Origin of the sequence: Lactobacillus iners (genome assembly GCF_011058775.1) — a bacterium.
Classification (GTDB): Bacteria; Bacillota; Bacilli; order Lactobacillales; family Lactobacillaceae; genus Lactobacillus; species Lactobacillus iners.
Window position 1 is genome coordinate 1289679 of sequence record NZ_CP049230.1, and the last position, 21034, is coordinate 1310712.

A 21034-nucleotide genomic window follows, 5' to 3' on the forward strand; every position below is an offset into this window, starting at 1 on the left:
AGCAATTATGAATCCAAGTTTGAAACTATTACTACTTTGTTTATTAACGATTGAAATTACTATCATACCAAATTTAATTGCTAATTTATGCTTAATTATAGGTAGCCTAATATTATTAATAATAAATCATATAAATTATAAAAAACTATGTTACTTCACTATCGTTCCCTTATATGCCTGTATCAGTGTGTTTTTTACAATTTATTTTTATGCCCCTGGACATAATTTAACTTATGCTTTAACTTTAATCTCACGTATTTATGCATTCGCTTTATCTGGTGCCTATTTCGCAACTTCAACTGATAACTATACATTAGCTAAATCTTTAGAACAGAATGCACATTTACCCTCTAAATTTGCTTATGGTTCTTTAGCAGCTTTCAATTTACTTCCTAAAATTTATGAGGAAGTTAAGCGGATTAGAATCGCTGGTCAAATGCGGGGACTATTTTTATCTTTTTGGTCGCCTAAATTATATTTCAAAGCAATTATATCAGCTATGACTTGGGCGGATAGCTTATCTCAAGGCATGGCATCACATGGTTATTGCGAAGAAAAAAGTAGAAGTGTTATTATTCCGATTTTAGTTACAAAAAAAGACTGGTTGCTATTCTTTTCCATCTTGTTATTATTTCAACCAATCTTATTCATATTTCATATTTGATACTATTTATGATATGGGCTACCAATATTAATCATAAATGCACGATATATCTGCTCAATTAATACCAACCTCATTAACTGATGGGGCATTGTAAATTTACCAAAAGAAATCAACTCATCAGCTCTTTTATTAACAGCATTGGAAGTACCCAAACTACCTCCAATCACAAAAGTTATATCAGAATGTCCATATGTCGTTACATCAGAAATTTTTTGAGCAAAATTTTCACTTGTATACTCACAGCCTTTTATTGCTGTTACAAAAACGTATTCTTTATCTTTAATTTTACTCAAAATACGATTACCTTCGATTTCCTTAACCTTTTCCATTTCCGCATCACTTAATTTTTCTGGTGCTTTTTCATCAGGTACTTGGACAATCTCAACTTTAGCATACCGATCCATTCGTTTTAAATATTCTGCAATTCCATCTTTAAAATACTTTTCTTTTAATTTTCCTACACATACAATTTTGATATTCATTATTTTACCTATATCCATTATTTTATAATCAAACAATATATTAACATATCAAATAAACATTTTAAAAATATTGTTGCAAATTACCAACATAATTTACAACTAATCCACAGAACTTATCCACACTTGTGGATTAGTGAAATCTATATCTAGAATTTTTGTGTCGTAAACCACAATTTGTTGTGCCCGTGTAATTAAATTTATAAAATCTTTGCTAAAATAATACACAACATCTGATTTTTACGAATGTTTATTCACTTTATGAAAAAGCCTTACTATCATTGGATTTGTTAACGTTATACTTTTTTGTTTTACTAAAATTGTACCCATATTTCACAATCTTTCCACAGCATATATACATTTTTGTCGCATAGTTATCCACAATCCACAGACTTTTGCACAGGTTTACTTTTCATGTGTACAATTTTTGACACGAATTTAATAAAAAAACAAACTTTATAAATGAGAATGACCGCAAATAAACGTATCGACAAATTTTAAATAATAAAAAAAGGTATCACATACGATTGAAAAATATCTGTGATACCTTTTTGAATTATTGCAAGATAGCCTTTAATGTTACATATTTACCAGCTCTTATAACTTTTATCGTGATTTTATCACCTATCTTATGTTTATACAATTTGCTATGTAAAGAAGCCACACTATCTATCTTATCATTATCAATTTGAACAATTACATCCTTAGCTTTTATTCCCGCTTTTGCAGCTGAACTACCTGAATCAACTGAAAAAACTGCTACACCTTCTTGAATATTATTAGGTAATTGTATTCGTTTTTTATCTTTTCTAGTTAAATCGGTTACATCTAATACTCTAATTCCCAATTTTGGACGAACTATTTTTCCATTTTTAACTAATTGATTCAAAATATTAACAACTTCATCACTCGGAATAGCAAATCCCATTCCTTCAATAGCTGTGCCATCTCCAGAGCGTGATAATTTCATGGAATTAATACCTATAACTTGACCCTGTTCGTTAACCAAAGGGCCACCTGAATTACCAGGATTAATGGCTGCATCGGTTTGAATAACTGTAGCTTCGTTAGTAACTTGACCTTGTTCATTAACTACATTAACAACTCTACTCTTAGCAGATATAATGCCCTGAGTAACACTAGTAGCGTACTGACTACCTAATGGAGAACCTACTGCAATTACTGGCTGTCCTGGCACTAAATTTTTAGAACTAGCAAATTTAGCCACCTGATTGATATACTTGCTATTTACTTTTAAAACAGCTAAATCTGTTTCAGGGTCTGTTCCTACTTTTTGTGCTGCAATTTTTCTGCCGTCACTTAAAATGACTTGCAATTGATCACTATCTGCCACAACATGATTATTAGTAGCTATATAAGCATAATTTAAATTTTTGTAATAAATAACACCAGATCCTTCACTATAAGTTTGTAAAGTATCTTTATCATTCTTACTACCAAATATGTCAGTAAACAGATTATTTTTTCTTGTTTTTTGCAAATTAATTACCGAAACAACACTATCTTTAACCATATTAAATGCACCTGTCATCAATCCGGCATGTTTTGATTGATCATAAACTAATTTTGGTGATTCATATTTATTAATAGATGTATTATTAGGGCGATATCCTACCACATAAATTACTAACAAGCCTCCCAGCATACCTGAGACAAAACTTATCAAAATTGTTTTAAGTATTTGATTTATATTATTTTTATCTTTCATAACATCCCCCTTGCTTCATTGTACTAATTATCAACTTATAATTCTATGAATTTGCTTGGTTTCATGGGTGCAGTTGTCATAAATTGCACATCACTGTCAACGTCTGCATCTCTTTGTTCAAATAATTGCAGTGCACTTTTTTTAACTAATAATTGATCATTATTATGTTGACTAATATGAGCTAGAAAAATATATTTGGTTTCACGTGAAACCACATCACCGAGAGCTTCCACTGCCTGCTCATTAGATAGGTGCCCAACATCAGATAATATTCGCTGCTTTAAACTCCAAGAATATGGACCATTTCTTAGCATCATATCATCATAATTAAACTCCATCAAATAAGCATCTGCAGCTTCAATTTGCATTTTAACTGAACTAGAAACATATCCTGTATCGGTTAAACAAGCAAAACGTTTACCACCACTGCAAAAAACGTAATATTGCGGTTCAGCAGCATCATGACTTGTCGCAAAACTATGCACTTCTAAATCATCAAATATTTTAGTGGTTTCAGGTGCAAATATATTGATTTGCTCTTTGGGTATTTTGCCAATTTTATTACTTTCTTGCAAATATTTCCAGGTGCCTTCATTAGCATATGCATTTAATTGCGAATACCTTCTCATTAAAACACCTAAGCCACCCGAATGATCTGTATGATCGTGACTTAAAAACACCATATCGATATCCTTAATGTCTACCCCTCTTTGGGCTAATAAGTTAGCAATTTTTTTTCCAGAAAGACCTGCATCTAACAAAACTTTATGATGCTCAGATTCAATTAAAGTAGTATTACCCGCAGAGCCACTAGATAATATTGATATACGCAATTTTAAAAACTTTCCTTTCAAATATTATTTTATGTATCCTTTATCTTCTTCGTTATCAATGGTCATAACATTACCACTAAATGCATTAACACGTTTAAAAATAGTAAATTTATTATTGCTGTTTTGGATAGCTACTAACCATGTGGGTATAAAAATTATACTCCCCCTAGTAGTAATCAATTTACTATAAACAAAACTAATCCATAATACATGCGAATTATTAGGTAACTCACTATAAGTGTATAAAGCATCAATTGCTGCTTGTGAGCTAATAGTAGCTTGTTTTTCCCTTAACGTATTGAGTGGTGCAACATAATATTGCATATAAGAAACAATATGATTATTTTTAACAACAATACTCAATTGACTGTGGTTTTCTGTAACCAATCCATATTTTGATTTTTGTGCAAAAATATATGTACTTTTATCTGCTGTACTATCAATGTATTTATATTTTCCACCTTGATATACATTACGTGTATTCAATACAAAACTTTTGATATTAGATAACGTCTTATTCTTATTATTACCTAAATCCACTGGTTTATTTAAATTAACAATAATAGCATCTGTATCTTTTGAGCTAACAATAGTACAATTATTGCTTAATTGTTCCTTGGCCTTACTAATCCAGCTATGCCCTTCTTTGGTAGCTAAATAATACCCTTCTCCTTGTTCATCGCTAATCTTAGGTAAAGTAATATTATCAGCTATAATTTCATTTTTCAAATCATTATTTTGCACATTAACAGTATGAACCCCGTTTAAAAGTTTGGGTGCTTGAAAAATTTCCACAAATAAAAAAATATTAATAGCTACAAATACCAGCAAAAAAATGCATTCAATACGTTTAAAATCCATTAGATATACCTCCTTGCTGACTTGCAGGAATATGTACTTCATAATTATTATTCAGCCAAGCATCCAATGAATGCCATCGCCCATTAATTTTTATGTAATATGTAGGAATTAAATCAATTAGATTAGATGTTTTATTAGTATCATGACATACTTTGTAACCTATAATGATTTTTTCTAAATATGACTTTTTATACCCAGCTTGCAATAGTTTATCAATAATCTTATCTGTAGCTTGTAACTCTTTTTTCGCACCATTGGTAGGGATTGGAATTCTTAAATCCAAACTATTGAAATTAATTTGCATACAACTTCTAGTAAAAGTTACTTTTGCTCTCACATTATTATCTTCAGGTAAAAAAACAGGATATTCTTCTACAAATTTCTGATAAGAAATCGTATTATTCGATGCATCAAAAAAACGTAAATCTGGTTCGTTCAAGCAGATTTTTCTAACGTAAAATAAACTATCAGTCAACATTTTAGTAGTTGTATTAGGAATTTTATTTTGCTGATAATCAACAAATTCATAATTATGTGTCTTTTTATAAGCAACTAGCCGCTGATAAATACCATTATAGTAAGCAATATAGTCATCAGCATTGCGTTGGGTTGGGTTTCCAGAGTCAAGCAATTTATAAACAAAATATGCATCTGTCTCTTTATAAGTCAAATAACTATATATTGCCATTTGTTGATCTTTATTATAACTTACACAAAAACCATCTTTTAATTTCTCTAGCGAAATCGGTATTTGCGAAGCTGCCTTCTGAATATGCTTATACAAGTTCTTGAATGATACATTAGCATATACTCGATACAATGTGTTATTGCGATCATCACCTAAATATAAATATTTTTTATCTTTAGTTGAAACAAAAATACGATTAAATTCGCCATCTAAATATTTATTAGCACGAGGTAAAAACAAAGATATAGTTATCTGATCAGGAAAAGTCAATTGAAAATATTTTTCATCATGTAATAGTTGACGATAAAATGTACTATTAGATTTGATTTTGTTTATCTTATGTCCTTCCAGCTTTTTTGTAAATTTAGAAAACTCTAAAGTTAAATTTCTTTTAGCATCGTACGCCTGATACAGTTGCTTATCACGATAATAAAAAACTTGTGTAGGAGTATATATCTCGCGTAAAGACTTTTGACCAACATTCTTTTTGATTGCTGGCTGATTAGAGTCTTGTTCCATTCTAGAAAAACGAGTATCTGAGCCCCATATATAACCAGACAAAATAATCGATAATAAAACCATCACAGATAGAGATATTCTTAAAACTATTCTTTGACATTTATCGCTAAACTTCATCCCACATATCTCCCTCTTCACTCATTTTTTCATATGGTATAGATATATAAAATGTTGAACCATTGCCTTCAGAACTATCAGCCCATATTTTACCATGATGTGCTTCAACGATTTCTTTTGAAATAGCTAGGCCCAAACCAGTACCACCTTGTTTTCTAGATCTCGCTTTGTCTACTCGATAAAAGCGGTCAAATATTCGGCTCAAATCTTTTCGTGGAATACCTAATCCTTGGTCTGATACACTCAAAATGACATGTTTATGTGTCTGCAATAATCTAATCGTAATTAAGCCACCATCAGGTGAATATTTAATAGCATTATTCATAATATTATCAATCACCTGCATCATTTTATCAGTATCAATTTCAACCCATAACGCTTGATGAGGAAAAATACGTCGAATTTTATATTTTTTTACTCCATCATTTTTTAGCATCATATCAAAACGATTTAAAATATGAGATAAGAAATCATTTAGATTAACCCATTCTAAATCCATTTTAACTACACCACGATCCATACGAGAAAGGTTCAACAGATCATTAATCATACGAATCATACGTTCTGTTTCATTTTGGATAACACCCAAAAATTGTGGTGCAATATTTTCATTTTTCCATGCACCATCATTTAATGCTTCGACATATGCTCGTAAAGATGTCAATGGTGTTCGTAACTCGTGTGATACATTTGAAACAAATTGACGCTGTTCATTTTCGTTTTTCTGTTGCTCTGTTATGTCATGTAATACACAAATTAGCCCTGATACAAATCCTGTTACCCTCTGAATCAGCGAAAAATCAGCATGTAAAATCAATTCGTCATGCGTATTAACATTAGCTGTTACTATTAATTCTTGCTGTGTACTCATTAAGTCTTGGATTGTAACTTCCTTTAATCCTAATAATTGTGTAATAGGCTCACCCTTAACTTCATTTTCAGTTTTGTCCAAAAAATTTAGTGCAGTTTCATTAATGATAGTGATATTACCATGACGATCGGTAGCAATAACACCGTCAGTCATATGCATTAAAACATTATCCAATCTCCTACGTTCGCTGTCAGAAACTTCCTGACTTCGCTCAATTCTAACTGACAAAATATTAAAAGCACGTGCTAATTCACCCATCTCATCATTAGCATATACTTTAACATGCCCAGAATAATCACCGTTAGAAATTCGCAATGCTTGATCTTTCATTTCTTCAATTGGCTTAGTTATTGCCCGGGCAATAACTAAAGCTACTCCTGCTCCTAATGTAGCTGCAACTAATGAAGCCGTCAGAAATAGAAATGATACACGATGTATATTATTAAATACGCTTTGCATGCCTGCTTTGACAACAATAACTCCCACTATTGTATTCGGCCCATTACCTACATTTAGTGGAGAGATTTGGATCATATATTTACCATTATCATTTATAATCTTGGAAATCTGTCTTCCAGAAGTTAATACCTTTTTTATATCAGAATTAGTAGCTCTTTGGCCAATGGTACCTTGATCATTAACATTAGAAACAGATCTGATGACAGACTTACTATCTACAACTGTAATATCATTAATAGCATCATTACTATAATTAGATACTATTCTATTTAATTGTTTATTTGCCTTCTTGGCATTGTTTTTATTCAATTGTGTTGCTATTTGATTAGATATCAAGTTTGGTATTTGAATTGAAGTTTCAAATGATTCAATCGAATTTTGCTCCAATTGTCTAGTAAAATAAGCTCCAACAATTTCGATAGTTGCTAAAAGCAATAGCATAAAAATTATAGCAATTTTAGCATTAATTGATGTAAAAGGTTTTCTTATTTTTTTCATAATAAAATACTACAAAATAAGGTCACTGTATGTGACCATCATTACTCATCAGTTGGACTTTTAACATAATAACCAACACCGCGACGGGTCACCAAAATGGACGGAGTAGACGGATTATCTTCTATCTTTTCACGTAAACGTCTAACTGTAACATCTACAGTACGAACATCACCAAAATAATCATATCCCCAAACCGTTTGTAACAAATGTTCTCTAGTCATCACTTGTCCCATATGTTGTGCTAAGTAACGAAGCAATTCAAATTCACGATGTGTTAATTCTATATTTGTCCCTGCTTTTTCCACAATGTATGCTTCAGGCATAATAACCAAATTGCCTATGGTAATATTAGCATTTTCATCAGGTTTTGACTTTTGTGTGATTTCACGTCTACGTAAGTTAGCCTTTACTCGGGCAACCAATTCACGATTAGAAAAAGGCTTTGTAACATAATCATCAGCACCCATTTCTAATCCTAAAACTTTATCAATTTCAGCAGCTTTAGCAGTTACCATAATAATAGATAAATCATGACTTTGTCGCACTTCTCTTGCCACCTCAAGACCATCTTTTTTAGGTAACATTAAATCTAGAATCATCAAATCAGGATTAAATTCATCTACTTTTTTGACTGCCTCTTCACCATCATAAGCAGTATCTACTTCGTAACCTTCCTTAGTTAAATTAAATTTAATAATATCCGAAATAGTTTTTTCATCATCAACAATTAAAATCTTTTTGGGCATAACAATTCCTCCCTCATATTCATCTACCATTATACTGTTTTTACGTTATTTTTGAAAAGATGGAGCTATAGATATCTATTATGCATAGCAAAATATTACTTGACAAATACTGTAAAAAAATTGTTTCCTAATTTTTTGAATATTTTTTATAAAAAAACATTGCTTTTTATAAAGATACATGGCATAATATTATTTGTTGATGACATGGGTGGTTAGCTCAGCTGGCAGAGCAACGGACTCTTAATCCGTGGGTCCAGGGTTCGATCCCCTGACCACCCATAATAAAAAAGGATCTTTTTACAAGATCCTTTTTTCGTTACTATGAACTTTATTTTTTAGCTAAACGTCCTCGGTATTTAGGCATTATCAATTTTAAAATCACTGCTACTATCGCAGCTACAGCTATTGGTGAACCCAATAAATATTGCAAAAGTTGTGGCGTCACTGCTACTACTTTCTTTGGAACTAAAAGCAATGCCATAGTCAAAACAATAGGTATACCTATTACATAGAGATCAGATTCTTCAGTTTCAACATTTCTGATAACCTTTAATCCATTTAACATAATAGTAACTGTAATAATTGCAAATACACCACCAATGACAGGAGCAGGCACAGTAGCTAAAAATGCTGAAAGTTTGCTAAAAAATCCTAAAATTATAAACCATATACCCGCAGATATGAAAACATGTTTACTTGCTACACCAGTGATAGAAACAATACCAGCGTTAGTAGAATAACCTGTTACCGGTGTTGCACCTAACAAAGTTGAACACATACAACTTGCTCCTTCACCTATAATACCGTTATTCCACTGTTTTTTAGAAATATCACAGCCAGTAACTGCACTCATGGCAAACCACGTTCCTGTTGTTTCTGCAGTCAATATTATATAAATAATTATAAATGTAATAATTGGTGTCAGCGAAAAATCTAGTCCCCAATGTAATATGGTTCTTTGTGGAAAACTAAATAATGGTGCACTGGCTACTTGACTCCAATTAAAACGACCCATAGTTGCAGCTACTGAGGTTCCTACCAATAAAGCTACTACTATAGAACTAGTTTTAAATATTTTTTCCAACTTAGGGATACGCAAACTCATGGCAATACAGAAAATTAAAACAACTGCAGTTATAGAAGCTAGTTCAATATTCTGAAAAATATTACCTGGAGCAGCAAATATATTATCTTTTAACGCTGCTGGTATTAAAGATAACCCCACACAAGTAATAATAGTACCGCCAACAACTGGTGGAACAAATTTATTAATAATTTTGTGAAATACTCCCGTTAATCCTAATAAAATTAGAAAAATACTACCTATAAGAGAGGATCCTAATAAGGTAGCTATACCCTTGCCATGTAGTCCTCCATTAGCTAAAACTATACCAGCTGCAGCAGTCAATGGAACAAACGAAGGGCCTTGAGAAACAGGTATCTTCATAAATATAACCGTTTGCAATAAAGTACCTACTCCAGCAGCTAAGAATGTTGCTTGCAATAACCCCATCGCATCTGCAGAACTCATAGCTAATATTCCTGCCAAAATAATTGGAGGGACATAAACATCCATCGCTAAAACGTGTTGTAATCCCAAAATTGTAGCCTCAAATTTACTTACTTTTTCATCTGGACCAATTAATAAACTAGTTCTTTTTGCCATCTTTTTACACTCTCTATAACAAATTAATCTTTACAATAAACTAAATTTCCATCTATATAGACTTGTTTAATATCAGATTGTTGTGTTTGATATAATATTCGTTCAATCATTTGCTCATCGGATAATGTTATAACTGAAGGGTGACTTTTCACCACTTGGAAATCAGCTTTATATCCTTCTTTAATTCGTCCAGTATTTAAATGTAATGCCTCAGCACCTCCTACTGTAGCCATATAAAAGGCCGTAGCAATATTAATTCTAGAATTTGCAACACCTCTAGTAGTTGCTTGCTTGGTAGTATCTACACCGTCTTCTAACATCCGTGAAGATATTACCGCTTGGCGAATATTATGATATATGCTAGATGAATAACCACCTGAAATATCTGTCCCTAAGCCCAGCTTGATTTGCTTAGCTAAAATTTCTTTAACACGCATAACTCCATTGCCAAAATAAGCATTAGAGATAGGGCAATGTGCTAAAGCAGCCTCACGCTTGGCAAGCAAATCCATATCATCATCAGTTAAATGAGTTGCATGCATTAAAATTGTTCGATCGGTTAAAAGACCAAACTGATCAAGAACACTAGTATCAGTAGCTTTAAAGCGATCTAGCACATATCCATGCTCCCAACTACTTTCACTAACATGTGTTTGCACTGGCACATTATATTTATTAGCTAATTGACCTAACCCTTGTAAACATGCATCACTACAACTTGGAACAAATCTAGGAGTAATGACAGGAACTACTCTATCTGCATCATTGCTTAATTTTTGCAATTGCTTAATAAACAATTCAGTCGCATCAATAGCATCTTTTGCAGACTGATTTCTATAATAAGCAGGTGTTTGATCTGCATTATCCATAGCAACTTGTCCGATAAAACCTCTTAATCCATATTCTAAACAAGCCTTAGCTAAAATGATGTTGGAATCATTATAGATAGTACCAAACATTAAAGCAGTAGTAGTTCCTTGAGATAATAATTCTTTAACTAAAGAATCATATATCGTTTTAGAGTAGTTTAAATCTGAGCATTTGCTTTCCAAAGGAAAAGTATAATGATCTAGCCAATCTGCTAAAGGAAGATCTAAAGCTAGTCCAGCTTGTGGCCATTGCGGTGCATGCACATGTAAATCAACATACCCTGGTAAAAGATATTCATCAGCAGCTAGTTGATGATAATTACCTTGTGAAATAGCTGTTTGTTTAATCTCACCATATTGGCTATTGTTCGGAAATAGTACTGATGCGATTAATCCTTGCTGATTAACACATACTAAAGCATTACCATAACATCCAATTTTATCTACTGTTTCAGGCGTGCAAATTGTGCCTTCTATCACTTTTTTATATATTATATAAATCACCTCTCTATCAGTTGTTATCTATATAATATACAAACATTTATCATAAGTAAATAATATTTGTTCGTTTTTTATTTAGAGCTCTAAATAAAATTACTATTTTTCTTATATATTGTTTTTTAAAAAATCAGACCTATAATATTCTTATGATTGCATCATATTATCAGACGATTGTAAGCATACTTTATACAGTAGTGGTTGTTGCTTAGGTTTTCATAAATAGAAAAGAGATCAAAATGTTTGGTAAAAAGAATAAAGTGGAAGAAAAAATTGTTACAGACATATGTGAAATTTTAAAAGATCCTAATTTAAAGTCAGAAGAGCAAGAAACTTTAACTAGAGTCAAAAATCGCTTAGAAAAGGGCGAATACACCCAAAGAGTACTCAATAACTTTTTATCTCAAGTTCGCCCTCTAGCTTTGCAATCTAAACTATCTCCTTCTGTTGATAAATTTTATACTGATATCATAAATAACGCCTATAAAGGAACTAGTTGGGCAGGAATGATGTTCATGAGATTCTAATTCAAAAAATACTATTAATTAGATTTTTTAAACCATATTTCGATCATGTGTCGAGATATGGTTTTTTTGGACACAATAAAAACCCCGAAATTGTTGTCCAAATTTCGAGGTTCATATAAAATAACAGAAAAAATAACTTTTCATAATTGACCACACTACGCGTATCGTTCTTTGAGTAAAAAATGTGTGGCATATGTTATAGCAAATACATTACTTTAGATGTTTTTTGTATAATCTAGTAACTTCTGTAACTACTGCAATTGTTATTACTACAATTATATAAACAACGCCTAATAAAAATTCCGTACTCCAAAAATCTTTTATGGCACTTTCAGTATGAACACCAAAAATCATTGTACCAAAACTATAGTACGCAGAATATACCGTAATAATTGTTATACCAACTATTATAATTAACAACAATGATAATATCCATTTTATTATTTTTTTAGCGTAACTCGTTCCAACCACATTCTGCTCCCCATACACTAGACAAAATAGTTCCTAATGTGACAGTAGCCAATGTAACACATAAAGTCTTTTTTAAATTCATTTTCTTTCCTCACTAAAAATAATTATCCACCATAAAAAAAGATAAATAATAGTATATCGACTTAGCAAGAAGTTTATCATAAAATGATATAAATGTTAATTAAAATAAAAGCTACTTTTTTGTGTTATTCAGATATTTGGACACAATAAAAACCCCGAATTTGTTGTCCAAATTTCGAGGTTCATATCCATTATTTATTGAATTCTCCACTTTCAACTTCACGAATAAAGTCTGCTAAATGCTTATAATAAACATCCGGATTGTCAACCATATGATGATGACCACCATTAGGTGTAGTTACCAAGCGAGAATTTGGTATCTCTTTTTGCATAATTTTAGCTGTATCAAGTGGCATAGTTTCATTTTCACCAAAAGTAAGTAAAGTTGGAACTTTTATATTTTTCAATTGGTCTCTAAAATGCCAATCTTTCAACTTACCTGTAATTACAAATTCATTATCACCTTGAAAGACATTATAAACTGCCGTGCCACCCAAATCATGTAAATGATACAACTTGGATGGTTGCTTTCTATCTACAAAGTTAATGTTAAGAATTTGTACATCAGCTTGATAACGATCATTATCATAATCATTATTAGTTTCACATTGATGCATAAAATCAATTTCAGTCTGAGGTAATACTTCTTGACGCCTACGATTTACAGCTTTTACGTAGTCATCAATTTCATCTACCATCGAAGAGATAATTGCTCCCTTCAAATGCTTACCATATTTAACAGCATATTCTTGAACTAATAAGCCACCCCAGCTTTGACCAATTAAGTAAAAATTATCAATATCTAACTTTTGACGAACTTCTTCTACTTCATCTAAAAAATATTCATATGTAAGATACTTTTTAGCAATCTCAGGGTCAGAATAATCGGGTTGATCAGAATACAAAGATCCTAATTGATCATACATAGTAACTTGTACATCTAAGCCTTGTTTTTTTAACTGTACTGCTGCATCTTCCCAATATTCATGGTTGCCACCAGGGCCACCATGTAATGCTAAAAGATGTATTTTGCCTTGACCTTGTGTATTAGTCCATAAATGATAGCCATTATCTAACGTAATTATCCTTGTGCCATTTCTCATAGATATATCTCCTTTTAATCTTTGTTTCTATTTTAACTCATTTAACCGATTAAATCTTATTATTTTTTCTACGCCATACATGAACTAAAGTAGCAATTATAATACCTAATAATGTTGGAAATACCCATGATAAGCCAATATCTGATAAAGGGAAATATTTTAATCGAATATCAATTATCATCTTGCAAAATGATGTTTCAGATATAGGTGCAGGTAGATGAGCTATCAAATCCATAAAGGCAGGTATAATAGTCAATACAACCGACACCTTATATACGACATGGTCACCCTTAAATAATGGTGAAAATAATGCCAAAATAATTAAAACCATAGCTATTGGATATAAAAACATAAGAATAGCAAAGGTCCACTTGATAATCAATTCCAACCCTAGATTTGCAGTCATGAAAGAAGCAAAACATGTGATAGCAAGCCACTTACGATATTTTAAGCCACCAAAATGACTATGGAAATCCTGTGCAAATGAGCTAACTAATCCCACAGCTGTTGTTAAACATGTTAATGTAACCAAACTTGCAAGGACAATTTGACCTAATGTACCACCATAATAAGTAACAATTTGTGAAAATGCTTTTCCACCTTCTGCTGAAACTTTAAATTTTCCTAATGACATCGCTCCTAACAAAATTAGTAGGAAATAAATAATACCTATCATGGTCATCGCAATGAAGCCTGATTTGGCTGTAATTTTGGCAACTTCATTCTTTTCAGTAACGCCCATAGATTTAACAGCCGAAATAACAGATACCCCAAAGGCGATACCTGCTAAAGCATCGATTGTATTATATCCTTCCAAAAATCCATTAACACCTGCACTATGAGCATAGCTAGCTGTAGCTGAAAAATCAGCGGGATTCCCTAAAGGTTTAAACAAAGCAATAATAATAACTAAAAACAAGAGAACTAAAAATATAGGATTCAATATTTTACCTAAATTTTCTAATATATTACCTGCGTTATACGCAATTATAAAAGTTAGAATAAAATATATGGCAGTAAAAATAACTAACCCAATATTGTGCCACTTAGATGGTAATAATGGTGCAATACCTACACTATAAGAAACACTAGCTGTTCTCGGTGAAGCACACATTATACCCAATGTTAAGTGGATTAATATCATAAAACAAGTAGCAAATAAATTACTCACAGGTTTAGCAATGCCATATACATCATCTGTTTTAGTAATAGCAATTGCCAGCACTGAAAATAATGGTAATAATACCCCTGTAATTAAAAATCCTATAGTAGCAATAAGCCAATTACGACCAGCTAATTGCCCTAAATGTAGTGGAAAAATCAAATTTCCCGCTCCGAAAAATAGTGCAAAAATCATCGAAGCAATAACTAAATATTGTCTCAAATTTAATTTTTGTATCAATTTTGTTCCTCCTATTTAAAATATAATATCTTACTATTGTAACAAAAAAAGAAGCTAATGAGAATTAACTTCTTTTGATTAAACGCTTTCTTTATAATCTTTTTTTACCATAAAGATATCTAAAATGATAAACAATTAGAGGTAAAATAGTCACTATAGCACACATTATAAGCATAATTAACACATACATATTACGTAAATGTTCTGGCGTTTCTCTTGTTGGAATAAAAGTAAGAACAAATGCTATCAATGTAATACATAAAGCTACTAACGCAATACTAATACCTTTAATAGGACTAGTCGTCATATAATATGTCCTGGGTAATTTTGCATGACGTAATTTTAAAACTATATACGATATCAGTAAAATGATATACATCATCAAATATTGAACAGTAGTTGCTGCCATCGAAACATCAAATGCAAAATTAGCATTGGTACCACTTGTAAAGGTTACAGCAATAGCTCCGAGAGTAACAATTAAAGATTGTAGCACTATCAGTCTCATTGGAACGTCACGTTTAGTAGACTTAGTAAAAAATGCTGGTAGATAACCTTCTTTAGCTGCTTCGAACATGCCCTGACTAGGACCTGCAAGCCAATTACCCAATTGGCCAATAATACCACACGCTAATAATGCTCCTATGATTTTCATCAACAAATCACCCGGGAGATTAATGCTATTCAACATATGACCAAAAGTTTCTACAAATCCCGTAACATTATTAGTATGCAATTCTTTAGGAACAGTCATACCTATAGCCATGCTTCCCAATAAATCAAAACAAATAGCTACGCATGCCAAACCTAGCATTACTTTAGAGTATTGTTTAGGTTTTTCCAAATATTTGACATGTGGAGCTGAAGCTTCTCCTCCACAAAATGCTAATATAAATGGAACAAAAACTACTAAACTATTACCATCAAATTTGTGAGGAAAGACATTATCAAAATTAATATGAAAATAAACGTTTTTTCCTTCTAACAAATAGACGAAAAAGCATAATATTAACAAAATAACAGGCATAGCAATTCCTAAACCGAAACACCATTCTGCAATTCGTCCTATTTTTTTCATACCAACCATTTCGACTAAAGTAATAGACCATAAAATGATCATCATTAGCAAAAATCTAATACAAGGAGTGGTATTTAAATATGGCTTATTTAAAATAATAGATACCGAGCCGATAATAATATACATCATCACATTCATACCAATTGTTATGTGTATCCACTGGTAAAATAAAGCTGTCCAGCCTGTTTTCTCCCCTAAGGTTTCTTTGACCCAAGTGAAAATACCACCTTTATTCCAGCCATCTATCGATGCCATTTCGCCAGCCATTTTAGTAATAGGTATAAACCAGATAAGACCAGCTAAAAGTAAATAAAATATTGCGGTAGGACCAGTCTTTCCAAAAGGTACCAGTTCACTTACTGATATAACCATTGAACTAGTCATCGCAAACAATTTTAAACCAGTTAATCTATTATATTTGATATTTTGTGATAGTTCATTATCTTCAACCGCAGTATTATCCATAAAAATTCCCCCTATGTATATTAGTAATAATTATACCTTAATTGTGAGATTTTACACATCTTTTGCTTAATATATTTTTATATAAAATTGTAAGCAAATTATTTACCGGGAAATTATTTATAAATCTATTTTTAGTAGGATTGGGCAATGATCTTTTCGATCACCTGTATCTATCATTTTAGATTGTTCAATTTTATCAGCTAATCTTTGTGAAACTAGATAATAGTCTATTCTCCAACCTGCATTATTAGTTTTACTTGTGCGAATTCTTTGTGACCACCAAGAATAGACATCCGTAATATCACCATTTATGTATCTAAATGTATCAATAAAACCCAAACTAAGTAACTTACTGAACCCTTTACGCTCTTCATCAGTAAATCCCGCATTATGATGATTAGTTTCAGGATGTTTTAGGTCAATTTCTTGATGTGCTACATTATAGTCACCACTTGCAATCACAGGCTTATTTTGATCTAATTTGGCTAAATATTCTTGATACTTAGTATCCCATATTTCTCTATCAGCCAATCGTTTTAATTCATTACCCGAATTAGGAGTATAAACTTGTGTTAAATAAAATGTGTCGAATTCTAGCGTGATAATCCTACCTTCTTGATCCATTGTATCTGGTGCCCCAATTAACGGATAGGTTACTTGTGGATGGTAATTTTTTTTATATAAAAACATAGTACCTGCATAACTTTTACGTGCCGGTTCTTGTGACGAACGCCAAACATATTGATAGTCCTCAAAAATATCAGCTAAAATATCACAATGTTTTTTAGTAGGACCATTAGCTCGTAATTTTGTTTCCTGAATTGCAACTACATCAGGATTTGCCTCCTTAATTTTATTTAGCACGGATCTAGTTTCATGAGCTCTATCTGAATCACCAGTTAAAGCTGCATTTAAAGAATCGATATTCCAAGAAATAAATAACATTTTTTGCTCCTTATGTGTCTTAATGATTTTTACAATATTTTATAAAATCCGAATAGGTATCAACTTCTAGCAATGGAGTTAGTCGCAAAAGATTTTTTCTATGACAATGATTAAACCATACACAATCTAATCCATAATTAGTAGCACCTAAGATATCAGATGATAATCCATCACCAAAAAGCAAAGATTGATTAACACTTACTTTACTGCGACTAAAAAAATAATCAAAGATAGCAGGATTAGGCTTAGATGCTTGAGCTTCTTGAGAAGTTATAATTAAATCAAAATATTGAGCAACATTTGCCAATTTTAAACGCTTTTTCTGCATAAATGTTTCACCATTACTTAAAGCAGCTAAATAATAACCTTGATTTTTAAAATATTGTAAAGCTTCTTTAGCTCCAGGTATTAATTTATGTGTATTGCCAAAATAATGCCTATATTCAGCCATGATTTGCTTACCATTTACATCTATATCGTATTCTCGCTTGATAAAATCTCGAAAGCAAATTTCAGATAGCTCTTCATATGTTAGTTTTCCTTGTTCATGTAAGCGCCATAGTCCTTGATTATATGCATGATAGTTCTTTCGAATCTCAGGCGTTATATTCCAACCGTGAAATTTAAACAAACTATTCAAGGCAACATATTCAGTATTGTCAAAATCAATAATTGTATCATCTATATCAAAAATTATTTGTTTATATATCAAATCAGTTACCCCTTATTTTTGGTTATATCATATAATTCAAAATACTTCGTCAAATAAATTTTATAACTAATTGTCAAAATCATATTATGTAACATAATTTTTTCAGGACTAGGAGCATTATCCTCCATCTTATTTTCATCTTTTAAGCCAAATACGTATTGTAAATTATTCTCTAATTCTACACAAAAATAATCATATGCCACTTTTGTACTATAACTGCCCTGCTGAATAACAAGACCTTTTTTTAAATCATTTAATTGTAAAATGTTTTTGGCAAGAGCTATAAAAATTAACGAGGCTATTTGATCTCTATCATATAGTTTTTTTATCGGCTTAGATATAATTTTATGTTTAACATAATTACTAATCATTGAACTAGTGATGGGAGTTTCACTAATTGCATGCAAATATTCATTCAAGTAATTAGCTACTTGTTCCAAATATAAACCCATTACTGGCAATTCATCATACCTGGGTAACCTAAAGTTGATAATGTCTTTGACTAATTCTGATTCCGTTGTTTTCAATATTAAATACACTTCCTATATAAATATTTATACTTTTGTTCTATTTTGTGTTACTCTATATCTTGATATAAGTTTATCAAAAACTTGTATCAAGATAATGTAAAAAATATAGAGGCTCAACCTATGATTAAAAAAATTATTACCGATTCTGGTGCCAATATCTTATCTAGTACTATTTTAGGACAAAAACATATTAATGTCCCCCTGTCTATTATAATAGATAATAATATTTGGTTAGATGATAACAATATCAATATTAACAATTTTATTCAAGCTATTATTAACACCAAGCAAAAAACCAGCACCGCATGTCCTAGCATTGCTAGTTGGTTACAAGCATTTGCAGGTGCAGACGAGATTTATGTAGTCACTATCACTAGTGGCTTATCTGCTACTTATGATTCTGCTATTCAAGCGGCAAATTTATACAAAGAAAAATACCCTCACGTAAAAATTGAGATTTTCGATTCTCTATCAGCAGGTCCGCAAATGAGAATGATTGCTGAAAGAATTGCACAAGATTTAAATAAAAACCTGACTTTTGATGAAGTTATTGAGGATGTTAAACAATACCAGCAAACATTACAAATGGTATTTATATTAAAAGATATGAAGAACTTGGCAAATAACGGTAGAATCAATCCAACTATTGCTAAACTTTCCAAGCTAGTTAATTTAAATATTATTGGTACAGTTACTGACGCTGGAACATTTGCATTAATATCCAAAGCTCGTGGTATGAAAAAATGTTATCCTAAGCTATTACAAGCGATGATAGATCAAGGATATAATGGTGGCAAAGTAGAAATTGACCATGTTAACAATTTATCTGAAGCACAATTGGTTGCTAGTACGATTACAAGTACTTTTCCAAATGCTGACATATCATTTAGTTTATGTACTGCTCTATGTACTTTTTATGCTGAAAATGGCGGTATCTTGGTATCATTTGAAAAATAATACACCTAAAATTTAACTACCATATCTATCATCTTAAAGAGCGACTATTTAGATAGTTGCTCTTTTTGTTTCACATGTAACATAAGATATTATTAAATTTATTTTTTCTTTTTTATCCCTATACCTTAGCCTTTTGATACTATATAATGATATTTATTATTTGAAAAGCACAAGATATTGTGTTAGATTGTTTTTTAGATTGAAATTAACTGCTAGATTGTAAGTTGATTTTTTATGTAAGGAGAAATGTTTATGTCAGAAAGTTATTACGATCATTCACAAGCACCAGTTCATTTTGCTTATCATGATAACGGTCTTAATATGCGTTCAATCAATTGGAACAAGATTGACGATGATAAAGATTTAGAAGTCTGGAACAGAGTTACACAAAACTTTTGGCTCCCAGAAAAAATTCCCGTATCAAATGATTTACCTTCATGGAATAGTTTATCAAAAGATTGGCAGCAATTAATTACACGTACCTTTACAGGATTAACTTTGCTAGACACTATACAAGCATCTATCGGTGATGTAGCCCAAATAAAAAATGCTCAAACAGATCATGAGCAAGCTATTTATGCCAACTTTGCTTTTATGGTAGCTGTTCATGCACGTTCATATGGTACTATTTTTTCTACACTATGTAATAGTGATCAAATAGATGAGGCCCACAACTGGGTAATCAATAATGAAGCATTGCAAGCACGAGCTAAAGCGTTAATACCGTATTACACAGGTAATGATCCTTTAAAATCTAAAGTCGCTGCTGCTATGATGCCTGGATTTTTATTGTATGGTGGCTTTTATTTACCTTTCTATTTATCATCACGAAACAAATTACCAAATACAGCCGATATTATTCGCTTAATCTTAAGAGATAAAGTTATCCATAATTATTACAGTGGTTATAAGTATCAGCAGAAACTTGCAAAATTAGCTCCTCAAAGACAAGCAGAAATGAAAGATTTTGTTTTTGCTTTACTTTATAAATTAATTGACCTTGAAAAAGCATATTTACGAGAGCTATATAAAGGTTTCGATATTGCTGAAGATGCTATCAGATTCAGCATATATAATGCAGGAAAATTTTTACAAAATCTAGGTTATGATTCTCCATTTACCGAAGCTGAGACACATATCGCACCCGAAGTTTTAGCTCAACTATCTGCCAGAGCGGATGAAAATCACGACTTCTTTTCTGGTAATGGCTCATCATATGTAATGGGAGTAACTGAAGAAACAACAGACGATGATTGGGAGTTTTAA

20 protein-coding genes and 1 tRNA gene are annotated in these 21034 nt (G+C 31.5%); 5 read left to right on the plus strand and 16 right to left on the minus strand.

Translation table 11 applies throughout. The features are described 5' to 3' along the window. The first annotated feature begins 7 nt into the window (after positions 1-7). Positions 8-664, plus strand: coding sequence for an energy-coupling factor transporter transmembrane component T (locus G6Z82_RS06370; RefSeq protein ID WP_164785983.1), 657 nt, complete (start codon positions 8-10; stop codon positions 662-664). 2 nt (positions 665-666) lie between these two features. Here G6Z82_RS06370 and rlmH read toward each other — a convergent pair whose 3' ends face one another. From rlmH to yycF, 7 genes are all read right to left on the minus strand, one after another. Continuing rightward, on the minus strand, positions 667-1146 hold the full coding sequence (gene rlmH, locus G6Z82_RS06375; protein WP_006732414.1) for a 23S rRNA (pseudouridine(1915)-N(3))-methyltransferase RlmH: 480 nt from the start codon (positions 1144-1146) through the stop codon (positions 667-669). 553 nt (positions 1147-1699) lie between these two features. Beyond that, a complete protein-coding gene (locus G6Z82_RS06380) occupies positions 1700-2872 on the minus strand; it encodes a S1C family serine protease (protein ID WP_164785984.1) in 1173 nt (390 codons plus the stop codon). Positions 2873-2907: 35 nt separating this feature from the next. Further along, the gene (locus tag G6Z82_RS06385; protein ID WP_006731374.1) at positions 2908-3705 is read right to left on the minus strand and encodes an MBL fold metallo-hydrolase; all 798 of its coding nucleotides are present in this window, start codon (positions 3703-3705) and stop codon (positions 2908-2910) included. Between the two features lie 24 nt (positions 3706-3729). Next, entirely contained in the window at positions 3730-4566 is an 837-nt protein-coding gene (gene yycI, locus G6Z82_RS06390; protein ID WP_006729318.1) for a two-component system regulatory protein YycI, read from the minus strand. Further along, on the minus strand, positions 4556-5890 hold the full coding sequence (yycH, locus tag G6Z82_RS06395; RefSeq protein WP_006734759.1) for a two-component system activity regulator YycH: 1335 nt from the start codon (positions 5888-5890) through the stop codon (positions 4556-4558). The genes yycI and yycH overlap by 11 nt, the downstream gene beginning before the upstream one ends. Beyond that, complete coding sequence (gene walK, locus G6Z82_RS06400; protein ID WP_006729316.1) at positions 5880-7718, minus strand: cell wall metabolism sensor histidine kinase WalK; 1839 nt, start codon at positions 7716-7718, stop codon at positions 5880-5882. Before walK ends, yycH begins: the two co-directional genes overlap by 11 nt. A 41-nt stretch (positions 7719-7759) precedes the next feature. Further along, entirely contained in the window at positions 7760-8464 is a 705-nt protein-coding gene (gene yycF / locus G6Z82_RS06405; RefSeq protein WP_006730839.1) for a response regulator YycF, read from the minus strand. Positions 8465-8670: 206 nt separating this feature from the next. On the opposite strand from yycF, the gene G6Z82_RS06410 reads away from it, so the two are divergent. Continuing rightward, positions 8671-8743: transfer RNA gene (locus G6Z82_RS06410), tRNA-Lys, on the plus strand. Between the two features lie 49 nt (positions 8744-8792). On the opposite strand, the gene G6Z82_RS06415 is transcribed toward G6Z82_RS06410, so the two are convergent. Further along, positions 8793-10130, minus strand: coding sequence for a uracil-xanthine permease family protein (locus G6Z82_RS06415; protein WP_006731392.1), 1338 nt, complete (start codon positions 10128-10130; stop codon positions 8793-8795). A gap of 23 nt (positions 10131-10153) precedes the next feature. After that, positions 10154-11503, minus strand: a complete 1350-nt coding sequence (gene guaD / locus G6Z82_RS06420) for a guanine deaminase (protein WP_006731384.1) — start codon at positions 11501-11503, stop codon at positions 10154-10156. A 233-nt stretch (positions 11504-11736) separates the two neighbouring features. Between guaD and G6Z82_RS06425 the strand changes: the two genes are divergently transcribed. Beyond that, the gene (locus G6Z82_RS06425; protein WP_006733318.1) at positions 11737-12024 is read left to right on the plus strand and encodes a bacteriocin immunity family protein; all 288 of its coding nucleotides are present in this window, start codon (positions 11737-11739) and stop codon (positions 12022-12024) included. Between the two features lie 210 nt (positions 12025-12234). Here the strand turns inward: G6Z82_RS06425 and G6Z82_RS06430 are convergent, their stop codons facing one another. From G6Z82_RS06430 to G6Z82_RS06460, 7 genes are all read right to left on the minus strand, one after another. Continuing rightward, the gene (locus tag G6Z82_RS06430) at positions 12235-12495 is read right to left on the minus strand and encodes a hypothetical protein (RefSeq protein ID WP_042747329.1); all 261 of its coding nucleotides are present in this window, start codon (positions 12493-12495) and stop codon (positions 12235-12237) included. A 272-nt stretch (positions 12496-12767) separates the two neighbouring features. Beyond that, positions 12768-13679 (minus strand): proline-specific peptidase family protein, encoded by a 912-nt coding sequence (locus G6Z82_RS06435; protein ID WP_164785986.1) that lies wholly within the window; start codon positions 13677-13679, stop codon positions 12768-12770. Between the two features lie 49 nt (positions 13680-13728). After that, positions 13729-15081 carry a branched-chain amino acid transport system II carrier protein gene (gene brnQ, locus G6Z82_RS06440; RefSeq protein WP_006730813.1) on the minus strand — a complete coding sequence of 451 codons (1353 nt, stop codon included), beginning with the start codon at positions 15079-15081 and terminating at the stop codon, positions 13729-13731. A 91-nt stretch (positions 15082-15172) separates the two neighbouring features. Next, the gene (locus G6Z82_RS06445) at positions 15173-16624 is read right to left on the minus strand and encodes an amino acid permease (RefSeq protein WP_006730835.1); all 1452 of its coding nucleotides are present in this window, start codon (positions 16622-16624) and stop codon (positions 15173-15175) included. Between the two features lie 117 nt (positions 16625-16741). Continuing rightward, positions 16742-17569 (minus strand): exodeoxyribonuclease III, encoded by an 828-nt coding sequence (locus G6Z82_RS06450; RefSeq protein ID WP_006729306.1) that lies wholly within the window; start codon positions 17567-17569, stop codon positions 16742-16744. A gap of 19 nt (positions 17570-17588) precedes the next feature. Continuing rightward, positions 17589-18281, minus strand: coding sequence for a YjjG family noncanonical pyrimidine nucleotidase (locus G6Z82_RS06455; RefSeq protein WP_006729305.1), 693 nt, complete (start codon positions 18279-18281; stop codon positions 17589-17591). Between the two features lie 5 nt (positions 18282-18286). Further along, a complete protein-coding gene (locus G6Z82_RS06460) occupies positions 18287-18808 on the minus strand; it encodes a DUF1836 domain-containing protein (protein ID WP_006729304.1) in 522 nt (173 codons plus the stop codon). A 123-nt stretch (positions 18809-18931) separates the two neighbouring features. Between G6Z82_RS06460 and G6Z82_RS06465 the strand changes: the two genes are divergently transcribed. Continuing rightward, positions 18932-19768 (plus strand): DegV family protein, encoded by an 837-nt coding sequence (locus G6Z82_RS06465; protein WP_164785988.1) that lies wholly within the window; start codon positions 18932-18934, stop codon positions 19766-19768. A 252-nt stretch (positions 19769-20020) separates the two neighbouring features. After that, positions 20021-21034 carry a class 1b ribonucleoside-diphosphate reductase subunit beta gene (gene nrdF, locus G6Z82_RS06470; protein WP_006730804.1) on the plus strand — a complete coding sequence of 338 codons (1014 nt, stop codon included), beginning with the start codon at positions 20021-20023 and terminating at the stop codon, positions 21032-21034.

Excerpts from the sequence above, each read along its gene's own strand:
- G6Z82_RS06370 (WP_164785983.1), top strand. The coding sequence starts at position 8 with ATGAATCCAAGTTTGAAACTATTACTACTTTGTTTATTAACGATTGAA.
- rlmH (WP_006732414.1), bottom strand. The coding sequence starts at position 1,146 with ATGAATATCAAAATTGTATGTGTAGGAAAATTAAAAGAAAAGTATTTT.
- G6Z82_RS06380 (WP_164785984.1), bottom strand. The coding sequence starts at position 2,872 with ATGAAAGATAAAAATAATATAAATCAAATACTTAAAACAATTTTGATA.
- yycI (WP_006729318.1), bottom strand. The coding sequence starts at position 4,566 with ATGGATTTTAAACGTATTGAATGCATTTTTTTGCTGGTATTTGTAGCT.
- yycH (WP_006734759.1), bottom strand. The coding sequence starts at position 5,890 with ATGAAGTTTAGCGATAAATGTCAAAGAATAGTTTTAAGAATATCTCTA.
- walK (WP_006729316.1), bottom strand. The coding sequence starts at position 7,718 with ATGAAAAAAATAAGAAAACCTTTTACATCAATTAATGCTAAAATTGCT.
- yycF (WP_006730839.1), bottom strand. The coding sequence starts at position 8,464 with ATGCCCAAAAAGATTTTAATTGTTGATGATGAAAAAACTATTTCGGAT.
- G6Z82_RS06415 (WP_006731392.1), bottom strand. The coding sequence starts at position 10,130 with ATGGCAAAAAGAACTAGTTTATTAATTGGTCCAGATGAAAAAGTAAGT.
- G6Z82_RS06425 (WP_006733318.1), top strand. The coding sequence starts at position 11,737 with ATGTTTGGTAAAAAGAATAAAGTGGAAGAAAAAATTGTTACAGACATA.
- G6Z82_RS06435 (WP_164785986.1), bottom strand. The coding sequence starts at position 13,679 with ATGAGAAATGGCACAAGGATAATTACGTTAGATAATGGCTATCATTTA.
- G6Z82_RS06445 (WP_006730835.1), bottom strand. The coding sequence starts at position 16,624 with ATGGATAATACTGCGGTTGAAGATAATGAACTATCACAAAATATCAAA.
- G6Z82_RS06450 (WP_006729306.1), bottom strand. The coding sequence starts at position 17,569 with ATGTTATTTATTTCTTGGAATATCGATTCTTTAAATGCAGCTTTAACT.
- G6Z82_RS06465 (WP_164785988.1), top strand. The coding sequence starts at position 18,932 with ATGATTAAAAAAATTATTACCGATTCTGGTGCCAATATCTTATCTAGT.
- nrdF (WP_006730804.1), top strand. The coding sequence starts at position 20,021 with ATGTCAGAAAGTTATTACGATCATTCACAAGCACCAGTTCATTTTGCT.